Origin of the sequence: Trinickia sp., assembly GCF_035492435.1 — a bacterium.
GTDB lineage: Bacteria > Pseudomonadota > Gammaproteobacteria > Burkholderiales > Burkholderiaceae > Trinickia.
The window spans coordinates 1-9,358 of sequence record NZ_DATJJF010000193.1 but is presented as its reverse complement, the minus strand read 5'-3'; the positions used below and the strand labels follow the sequence as shown (position 1 = coordinate 9,358).

The following is a 9,358-nucleotide window of genomic DNA, read 5'->3' as shown; positions in this document are numbered from 1 at the left end:
TCGACACTGCGAAAAAGTCTGCTCTTTCGAGCAGCGCCGTCAGTGTAGCAATGTGTCCCGCCCCGATCATCGACGCACGGAACAATCCTTTATTTCCCTTCGCTCAACAATCTGTCACGGCCTAGCCCTCTATTCCTTGCGACCTCCTTTCTGCCTGCGGCAGAAACTCCGCATTTGGGCACCCGCAGCGCCCGTTCAGCGTATCCGGGCCTTTCGAGAACCGTTGCTGGGCGAGGCGATCTGAGCCACTTTTCGATAATTTCGACACGCGCAAGATATTATTGCGCGAAAAGAAATGAGTGTGGCGCCGCAAGGAGATCCCTACATTCGAACGAATGGTAGGAAAGCTATTTCGAACGGTTGTAATACTGATTGCGATGCCGCACTGGAGGCACTCCCTCTTCGCAAGTCACAAAAAAGGCGCCACGACGGTGCCCTTGTCCTCGGTTGCGAATACGAGTGGCGCCGTCACCGAAGGCCCCTTCTCCGCGCTGCTCAGCGCACATGGGGCATCGGACTGAACTACACATTCGGTCGGGCAATGGTCGGCTTCGTCTTTACTCAAACGCAAGTGTCGAGCACGTTGCCCAGCAGCAGGAATGCTGGGACTAGCTCTAACCTCCGGCAGCTCGCTTCGCTTCAACAGCTACGAAATAAATCGACGTTATGCAGTGACGCCAGCGCCAACCCTGTCAGCCCAACTCATGGGCGGATCGTCGAATAGCATCGATTGGGGTGCACGCAGCGGTTCCGACCAACATTCGATCTACGTCGTGCTCGGCGGGTAGTGCACATCGAGCACATCGATCGGCTCCGGCCCCGCTGGCGTATGCAGCGTGACAGCATCCCCGATGCGTGCCTTCAGCAGGGCTCGCGCAATCGGCGAGATCCAGCTGACGTGGCCGCGCTCGAGATTCACCTCGTCGACGCCGACGACGGTAACCGTATGCGTCTGGCCATCGGCCGTCGCGTATTCGACGGTAGCCCCAAAGAACACTTGATCGAGATTTTCCTGCTTGCTGCTATCAACCACCTCAGCGATGTCGAGCCGCTTTGTCAGAAAGCGGATGCGGCGATCGATCTCGCGCAAGCGACGCTTCCCGTAGATGTAGTCGCCGTTCTCAGAACGATCGCCATTAGAGGCAGCCCAGGACACGAGCTTGACCACCTCGGGCCGAGCCTCATCAATCAAATGCAGCAACTCATCGCGCAAGCGCTTATGCCCTGCGGGTGTGATGTAGTTCCGAGTCCCGGCCGGCGCGTCCGGCTGAGCGATCTCGAGTTCGTCATCAATGTCGTCGCTCGACTCTTTTACAAAGGCCTTGTTCATGGTGTCAAACACATAACGTTCATTAGGTCGACACTCAAGCGTACACGATCGGCGCGGCCGATAGAAAGCGTGAGAAGACGTGCCGGAGCGCCGCACACCTCACAGAACTGATCGTCCGCACACAAATCGTACGAAAACACGTTCGAAACACTTCCCTTTTTTTAGAACTTTGCTATAATTTCGCTTCTGTGTGCGGCTGTAGCTCAGTTGGATAGAGTACTTGGCTACGAACCAAGGGGTCGTGGGTTCGAATCCTGCCAGCCGCACCAATTTTTTGAGAGCCTTCTCACCGAAGGCTCTTTTATTTCACCGCAACTTGCGGAGAAATAACCGTTTAGCGTGCGGCTGTAGCTCAGTTGGATAGAGTACTTGGCTACGAACCAAGGGGTCGTGGGTTCGAATCCTGCCAGCCGCACCACCCATGAATAAAGGGCCTCCCTCGGGAGGCCCTTTATCTTTTTCGACTCACTTTTTCGACTCACCCATCACCGATTCGATTCGGTGACAGGCGTTGGATCGATCAATAATCGGCGCGCTCGCGCTCGATTCGCATACCGCCGTCATGCCGGTGATGGCCATCTTCACTCGGCCGCTCACGCGCAATTCGGATGACGTCCGGATTCGTGCGCACACGGCGCATGACGTTTGCCAAGTGCACGCGGTCGCTCACCTGAATCACAAACCGCAACAACGTCGACTCATGCGACAAATCCTCATCCATCGCGATATGGACGATATTGGCATCGGCCGATGTGATGTCGGCAGCCACGCGGGCAAACACCCCTTTCGTGTTCTTCACGAGCACCTTGATGGCGACGTCGAAAAGACGCCCTGGCTGCGGCGCCCATGCCACGTCGATCCAGCGACCGGGATCGCGCCTATGAATACGCTGTGCCACGCGGCAATCGGTAGTGTGAATCGCCATCCCGAGCCCGATACCGATATAGCCCATGATGTCATCACCCGGAATTGGCCGACAGCAGGCCGAAAGCTGCACTGACATCCCTTCGGTCCCCGTGATGACGACCGGCGGCGCGTGCGGGGCGCTGGCGTGATCGGCGCGAGGATGCTCTTCGTCCGACTCGCGGCCGTTGATCAGCACTTCGATTCGCTTGGCCATCACGGCGGCGACACGCCGCCCAAGACCGATGTCGGCAAAGATCTCCTGGCGATTCTTGTTGCCCGTCCACTGCACAAGCCTGTCCCAGATTTCCGGCTCGACGTCGGCTAGCGCCAACCCGTAACCCTTGAGGCTCTGGTCGACCAACCGCTCACCCAACTGCACCGATTCATTCAGGCGCATCGTCTTGAGATAGTGACGGATCGCCGAGCGGGCCTTGCCGGTCCTTACAAATCCAAGCCATGCCGGGTTGGGCTTCGAATATGGCGCCGTAATGACTTCGACAATATCACCGCTCTTCAGCTCGGTACGAAGCGGCAACAGCTCGTTGTTGATCTTGACCGCCACGCATTGATTCCCGAGATCGCTGTGAATCGAGTATGCGAAATCGAGCGCCGTGGAGCCGCGTGGCAGCGCCATGATCTTTGACTTTGGCGTGAAGACGTAGACAGCATCAGGGAAAAGGTCGATCTTGACGTGCTCGAGGAACTCGCTCGAATCGCCCGCTTCGCTTTGAATGTCGAGCAGCGACTTCAACCACTGATGGGCGCGCTTCTGCACGTCGTTCAGATCGGCGCCGCCGTTCTTGTATAGCCAATGCGCCGCGACGCCCGCCTCCGCGATCTCGTGCATCTTGCGCGTACGCACCTGAAACTCGATCGGCGCACCGAAGGGGCCGACAAGCGTCGTATGCAGCGACTGATAACCGTTGACCTTGGGAATTGCGATGTAGTCCTTGAACTTACCCGGCACCGGCTTATAAAGCGCATGCAGCGCGCCGATGCAGGTATAAGATTCGAGCGGCGAGCCAACGACGACACGAAAGCCATAGACGTCGAGCACTTGCGAGAACGAGAGCTGCTTATCGCGCATCTTCTTGTAGATGCTGAAAATCGTCTTCTCGCGGCCGGTGACCTCGGCATCGATGTGGGCGTCGGCAATCGCTCGCTGCACCGATTCAAGGATCTTGCCGACCACCTCACGCCGATTGCCCCGCGCGGCTTTCACCGCCTTTTCAAGCGTCGCATAACGGTGCGGGTTGAAGTTCGCGAAGCTGAGATCCTGCAGCTCGCGATAAGTGTTATTCAGACCCAGCCGATGCGCGATTGGCGCGTAGATGTCCAGCGTCTCACGGGCAACGCGCCGGCGCTTTTCAGCGGGCACCGCGCCAAGCGTACGCATGTTGTGCAGCCGATCAGCAAGCTTGACGAGAATGACGCGCACGTCGCGGGCCATCGCCAGGAGCATCTTGCGGAAGTTTTCGGCCTGCGCTTCCTCGCGACTGCGAAACTCCATCTTGTCGAGCTTCGACAATCCGTCAACCAGCTCGGCGACCTTCGCGCCGAACCGCTCGGCAAGCTCGGCCTTCGTCACGCCCTGGTCTTCCATGACATCGTGAAGCAACGCGGCCATGATCGACTGAGCGTCCAGCTTCCAGCCCGCGCAGGTCTCGGCTACGGCAACAGGGTGTGTGATGTAGGGTTCGCCGCTCTGGCGATATTGCCCCAGATGAGCTTCATCGCTGAAGTGGAAGGCGGCCTTCACCTCCTTGATCTCTTCCAGGCTCAAATAGCCGGCGAGCATCGAGGTGAGCCTCGCAATGGAGACGACGTCGTGCTTGCGGGGCTGCTCGGGTGTGGCCGTCGGCCCGAACAGATGGCGGAAGGACTGCTCGAGGACGGCGTCGATGTACTTGCGCGCGGCGCCCGGTGAATCCTGTTCCCGTTCGAGATGCAGCGCCTCGGTGGCGGCGGAGGCAGACGATGGGGCGTTGCTCATGTTCGCCTCCGTTGAACGTTACTGGACAGGTTAGACGCTTGGCTTGACCAGGGGGCAAACCGGGCGGCACCCGAGGCGCCGCAACTCGCGGGTTTGATGCTTTAGACAGGCACCTTCTTCAGCATCTCGACGCCAACCTGCCCCGACGCGATTTCGCGCAGCGCGAGGACGGTGGGCTTATCGCGGCTCTCGAGCTTGGGCGTATGCCCTTGCGCCAGCTGCCGGGCGCGATAGGTCGCGGCCAGCGCCAGCTCGAAACGATTCGGGATCTGCTTCAGGCAATCTTCGACAGTAATGCGAGCCATGTTCGGGACTTCCTTCTTGATATGTTGCTTATTCTACCGTAACTGCGCCACCGGCCGCCGTTACTCGGTATGTGGCAGATGGATGCCGAGCTCGAAGAAAAGCTCGGTGTGGCGCGCATACTGCGAGGCAAAGCGCAGCCGTGTCGCCTCGACGACGCACTGCAATTCGGCAAGCGCGCGCTCGAAGTGCTCGTTGATGATGACGTACTCGGCATCGCTAGCATGCGCCATCTCGCCGCCGGCCGCCAGCAGCCTGCGCGTGATGACGTTGGGCTCGTCCTGGCCGCGCTTGTTCAATCGAACTTCGAGCGCATCGAGTGACGGCGGCAGAATGAAAATTTCGACGGCATTGGGGAACCGCTTCTTCACCTGCTGCGAGCCCTGCCAATCGATTTCGAGCAGGACGTCGTGACCGCTCTTCATCTGTTCTTCGATCCACAGGCGCGACGTCCCATAGTAGTTGCCGTGTACTTCCGCGCTTTCGAGAAACTCGCCGCGGGCATGCTGCGTCAGAAACTCGTCGGCCGTCGTGAAGTGGTAGTGCTGCCCATCGTGCTCGCCTGGCCGCGGCTTGCGCGTCGTATAGGAGATCGACAAGCGGATCGCCGGATCGTTGGCAAGCAACGCATTGACGAGCGTCGATTTACCCGCGCCGGACGGCGCGACCACCATGAAGAGATTGCCAGGATAAGCGCCGGCGTACGGGTTAGGCGGCGCTTTCTCCGCACTGCGCGGGGCTTGGTTTTCGGGCGTAGCGTCGGTCATGCATTACTCCAAATTCTGGACTTGTTCGCGCATCTGCTCGATCAGCAGCTTGAGCGTCATCGAGGCGTCGGCGAGCTCCTTGGCCGCCGCTTTCGAGCCGAGCGTGTTCGCTTCGCGATTGAGCTCCTGCATCATGAAATCGAGCCGCTTGCCCACCTTGCCGCCCTTCTCGATCACGTGACGCGTCTCTGTCAGGTGCACCGCGAGCCGCGAAAGCTCTTCGGCGATATCGATGCGAATGCCGTACATCGTCACCTCCTGACGAATCCGCTCAGCGATTTCCTCCCTTGATACGATCGTCGCAACCGAATCCGGCGCGGCGAGGCCGAGTGCCTCCTGCAGGCGCTCGACAATCTTTTGCTGATGCTTTGCGATGAGCTCGGGCACGAGCGGCGCAATGCGCTGCAGGATCGCTTCCATTTCGGCGACGTTGCCGAGCAGCATCGTGGCAAGTTGCGCGCCCTCTCGCCCGCGGACCTCGATCAGATCGGCCAGCGCCCGCTTACCGCAGCCGAGTACTGCATCGCGCAGAACATCAACCGATGCGTCGCTTCCCATCAGCACGCCGGGCCAGCGCAAAATCTCGCCCGTACGCATGCGCTCGACGCCGGGGAATTTATCGAGGACTGCCTGCTCGAGCTGCGCGAGTTGCGCAAGCACATCGGCGTTGAGCGCACCCGCGCTCGGCGTCTCTTCGCTGCGCTGAACATTGATGCGGATGTCTACCTTGCCCCGCGAGAGCTTCGCCATCAGCATTTCGCGCAGTGCCGGCTCGCAAACGCGCACCTCCTCAGGCATGCGGAAATTCAGGTCCAGAAAACGCGAGTTCACTGTGCGCAATTCGACCGAGACGCTCATGTTTCCAGTCGCTTCTGCCACCGTGATCTCGCGAGTGGCGCTCGCATAGCCTGTCATGCTGTAAATCATCGTCATCTCGCGATTGAGGCCGTTTTTCCGGCCAGTTGATCGAGCCGCCCGGCGCGCTGTTTGTCGAGCGCCATCGAAAGCCGTGCCGCGTGTTTCAAGCAGACTTCCGCGTGGTCTGGCTGCTAGCGAAGCCGCGCTTGGGCGTGAAAGGCGCATTATCCCATTTTTGCCCTGCGCTCCCGCCGATGCCGACCAACAGCGCTTACCGTGATGCTGCTTGCGCGCGGCGGTAAAATCCTGGTTTCCTTTCCCCTGCCCAAATCCCGATCATGACCGATACCGTTCAACGTCCAAGCGGACGCCGCCCCAATGCATTGCGTGAAGTCCGCATCACGCGCCACTATACGAAACACGCGGAGGGCTCGGTGCTAGTCGAATTTGGCGATACCAAGGTGATCTGTACGGCGAGCGTGCTGGAACGAGTACCGGAGTTCCTGCGCGAGCGCGGCCAAGGTTGGCTCACCGCCGAGTACGGCATGCTGCCGCGCGCCACGCACACGCGCAGCGACCGCGAAGCCGCGCGCGGCAAGCAGACAGGCCGCACACAGGAAATTCAGCGGCTCATCGGGCGCGCACTGCGTGCGGTATTCGATCTCGAGCGGCTCGGCCCCCGCACGTTGCATGTCGATTGCGACGTCATCCAGGCTGATGGCGGCACACGCACGGCAAGCATCACCGGAGCCTTCGTGGCGGCACATGATGCTGTCACGAAACTGCTTGCGGCGGGCCGGATCGAAACGTCACCGATCACCGATTATGTCGCAGCGATTTCGGTCGGGATTTACGACGGCATCCCAGTGCTTGACCTCGATTACGAGGAAGACTCGCATGGCGACACCGACATGAACGTTGTGATGACGGGCAGCGGCGGCTTCGTCGAGGTACAGGGCACAGCGGAAGGCGTACCGTTTTCGCGTGACGAGATGAATGCGCTGCTCGATCTCGCGCAGCATGGCATCGCGCAATTGGTCGACAAGCAGAAGGCGGCGTTGGAGATGAAGCGTGACTGAGCGAAGCGACCTCAAAGATAGTTCGATTGCGCATACAGCGGGCGAGCACGCGTTCGCTCGCGTGGTGCTGGCATCGAACAACGCCGGCAAGCTGCGCGAATTCGAGGCGCTGCTCGGCGCTGCCGGAATCGCACTCGTGCCGCAGGGCAGCCTCGGGGTGCCCGAGGCGGAAGAGCCGCATCCCACCTTCGTTGAAAATGCGTTGACCAAGGCCCGGCACGCGGCGCGGCTGACGGGCCTGCCCAGCCTTGCGGATGATTCAGGCCTGTGTGTGCGCACGCTCGGCGGCGCGCCCGGCGTGCACTCAGCGCGCTTTGCGCAAGTAGCGGGCGGCCCCAAGAGCGACGCGGCGAACAATGCTCGCCTAGTCGCGGAGTTGCAAGGCAAAGCCGATCGACGTGCTTACTACTACTGCGTGCTCGTGATGGTACGGCATGCAGACGATCCCGAGCCGCTCATCGCCGAAGGACGTTGGCATGGCGAGATCCTCGATGTGCCGCGCGGGGCAAACGGCTTCGGCTACGACCCGCACTTCTTTCTGCCCTCGTTGGGCGCGAGCGTGGCGGAGCTTGAACCCGCTGTCAAAAACACGCACAGTCATCGCGCCCTTGCGCTGCGCGCGTTGCTTGCGCAACTTGTCGAGATGAATCGGCCCCCTCACGATGATTCGCGCTCTTCCCTTGCGGCGGATCGGCGGGAGGCATGATGGCAAGCCCCGACCGCGACGGCGTCGTTCACACGTTTCTCTCCCCCGGAAAGATCAATCTGAGCTCGCTTCCCCCGCTCGCGCTCTACGTCCATTTCCCGTGGTGTGTGCGCAAGTGCCCTTACTGCGATTTCAATTCGCATGAATGGAAAGGCGATCGCTTCCCCGAGGACGATTACCTTGATGCGCTGCGTGCCGATCTCGAACGCGCCTTGCCGCTCGTCTGGGGACGCCGGGTGCATACCGTCTTTATCGGCGGAGGCACGCCGAGCCTGTTGTCCGCGCGCGGACTCGACAGGCTGCTCTCGGACGTTCGAGCGCTGCTGCCCCTCGATGCCGACGCCGAAATCACGCTCGAGGCCAACCCCGGCACCTTCGAAGCGGACAAGTTCGCCCAGTTTCGTACGAGCGGCGTAAATCGACTGTCGATCGGCATCCAGAGCTTCGACGACAGACATTTGAAGGCCCTCGGCCGTATCCATGACAGCGGGCAGGCGCGCCACGCCATCGAGATCGCTACGCGGCACTTCGACAACTTCAACCTCGATCTGATGTACGCGCTACCGCAGCAAACGCTGGAGGAGTGTCGCGCGGAGATCGAGATGGCGCTTTCGTTTGCGCCGCCGCATCTTTCGCTTTATCACCTGACGCTCGAGCCCAATACGCTGTTCGCCAAATACCCGCCCGCGCTGCCTGACGACGATACGTCTGCCGACATGCAGGACTGGATCCAAGAACGGATGGCCCAGGCCGGTTACGAGCACTATGAAGTCTCGGCCTACGCGAAGCCGAACCGGCAGTGCAAACACAACCTCAACTATTGGCGATTCGGCGACTATCTCGGCATCGGCGCCGGCGCGCACTCGAAGCTATCGTTCGCACACCGAATCCTCCGGCAAGTGCGTTACAAACAGCCGGCCATGTACATCGAGCAGACACGCGCGGGCACGCCCGTGCAGGAAGAGCACGAGGTCGGGCCACACGATCTGCCTTTCGAGTTCATGTTGAATGCGTTGCGGCTCACCGAAGGCTTTCCCGTGCATCGATTCGTTGAGCGAACAGGCTTGTCGATGACTTTGATCGAGCCCGCATTGGGGGAAGCAGAGCAACGTGGATTGATCGTGCGCGACTTCGAGCGCATCGCGCCGACGCCGCTAGGTTTGCGCTTTCTCAACGATCTGCAGGCCCTTTTTTTGCGCGATAGCGACGATTAAACGTGTTAAATGTGCCGTCGTCGCGAAAATCTCCGCGTTTCGAGTTACAATCGCGGGCTCGGAGGGCTGGCAGAGCGGTTGAATGCACCGGTCTTGAAAACCGGCAAGGCTTTACGGCCTTCGTGGGTTCGAATCCCACGCCCTCCGCCAGAAAATCCCCGAACGCCTTATCTGGCGGGCCTCTCGCAAAATCCTCCCACAA

8 protein-coding genes and 3 tRNA genes are annotated in these 9,358 nt (G+C 60.3%); 6 read left to right on the top strand and 5 right to left on the bottom strand.

The window, feature by feature from the left end; all coding sequences use genetic code 11:
• Positions 1 to 766: 766 nt before the first annotated feature.
• Entirely contained in the window at positions 767 to 1,330 is a 564-nt protein-coding gene (gene greB / locus VL598_RS13925; RefSeq protein ID WP_325327310.1) for a transcription elongation factor GreB, read from the bottom strand.
• A gap of 192 nt (positions 1,331 to 1,522) precedes the next feature.
• On the opposite strand from greB, the gene VL598_RS13920 reads away from it, so the two are divergent.
• Positions 1,523 to 1,599 (top strand) — tRNA-Arg (locus VL598_RS13920).
• Positions 1,600 to 1,671: 72 nt separating this feature from the next.
• Positions 1,672 to 1,748 (top strand) — tRNA-Arg (locus tag VL598_RS13915).
• A 102-nt stretch (positions 1,749 to 1,850) separates the two neighbouring features.
• Here VL598_RS13915 and VL598_RS13910 read toward each other — a convergent pair.
• The 4 genes from VL598_RS13910 to VL598_RS13895 all read right to left on the bottom strand — a co-directional run bounded on the left by VL598_RS13910 (position 1,851) and on the right by VL598_RS13895 (position 6,226).
• Positions 1,851 to 4,229 (bottom strand): bifunctional (p)ppGpp synthetase/guanosine-3',5'-bis(diphosphate) 3'-pyrophosphohydrolase, encoded by a 2,379-nt coding sequence (locus tag VL598_RS13910; RefSeq protein ID WP_325327309.1) that lies wholly within the window; start codon positions 4,227 to 4,229, stop codon positions 1,851 to 1,853.
• 101 nt (positions 4,230 to 4,330) lie between these two features.
• The gene (gene rpoZ / locus VL598_RS13905) at positions 4,331 to 4,534 is read right to left on the bottom strand and encodes a DNA-directed RNA polymerase subunit omega (protein ID WP_325327308.1); all 204 of its coding nucleotides are present in this window, start codon (positions 4,532 to 4,534) and stop codon (positions 4,331 to 4,333) included.
• A 60-nt stretch (positions 4,535 to 4,594) separates the two neighbouring features.
• Positions 4,595 to 5,299: a guanylate kinase gene (gene gmk / locus VL598_RS13900; protein ID WP_325327307.1), complete on the bottom strand. Its 705-nt coding sequence runs from the start codon at positions 5,297 to 5,299 to the stop codon at positions 4,595 to 4,597.
• Between the two features lie 3 nt (positions 5,300 to 5,302).
• Positions 5,303 to 6,226, bottom strand: coding sequence for a YicC/YloC family endoribonuclease (locus VL598_RS13895; RefSeq protein ID WP_325327306.1), 924 nt, complete (start codon positions 6,224 to 6,226; stop codon positions 5,303 to 5,305).
• Positions 6,227 to 6,495: 269 nt separating this feature from the next.
• Here VL598_RS13895 and rph point away from each other — a divergent pair, with 269 nt between their 5' ends.
• The 4 genes from rph (at position 6,496) to VL598_RS13875 (ending at position 9,306) form a co-directional block, all read left to right on the top strand.
• A complete protein-coding gene (gene rph, locus VL598_RS13890) occupies positions 6,496 to 7,236 on the top strand; it encodes a ribonuclease PH (protein ID WP_325327305.1) in 741 nt (246 codons plus the stop codon).
• A 25-nt stretch (positions 7,237 to 7,261) separates the two neighbouring features.
• Positions 7,262 to 7,942, top strand: a complete 681-nt coding sequence (rdgB, locus tag VL598_RS13885) for an RdgB/HAM1 family non-canonical purine NTP pyrophosphatase (RefSeq protein ID WP_325327312.1) — start codon at positions 7,262 to 7,264, stop codon at positions 7,940 to 7,942.
• Positions 7,942 to 9,156: a radical SAM family heme chaperone HemW gene (gene hemW / locus VL598_RS13880; RefSeq protein ID WP_325327311.1), complete on the top strand. Its 1,215-nt coding sequence runs from the start codon at positions 7,942 to 7,944 to the stop codon at positions 9,154 to 9,156. Before rdgB ends, hemW begins: the two co-directional genes overlap by 1 nt.
• 60 nt (positions 9,157 to 9,216) lie before the next feature.
• Positions 9,217 to 9,306, top strand: a tRNA-Ser gene (locus VL598_RS13875).
• The last annotated feature ends 52 nt before the right edge of the window (positions 9,307 to 9,358 follow it).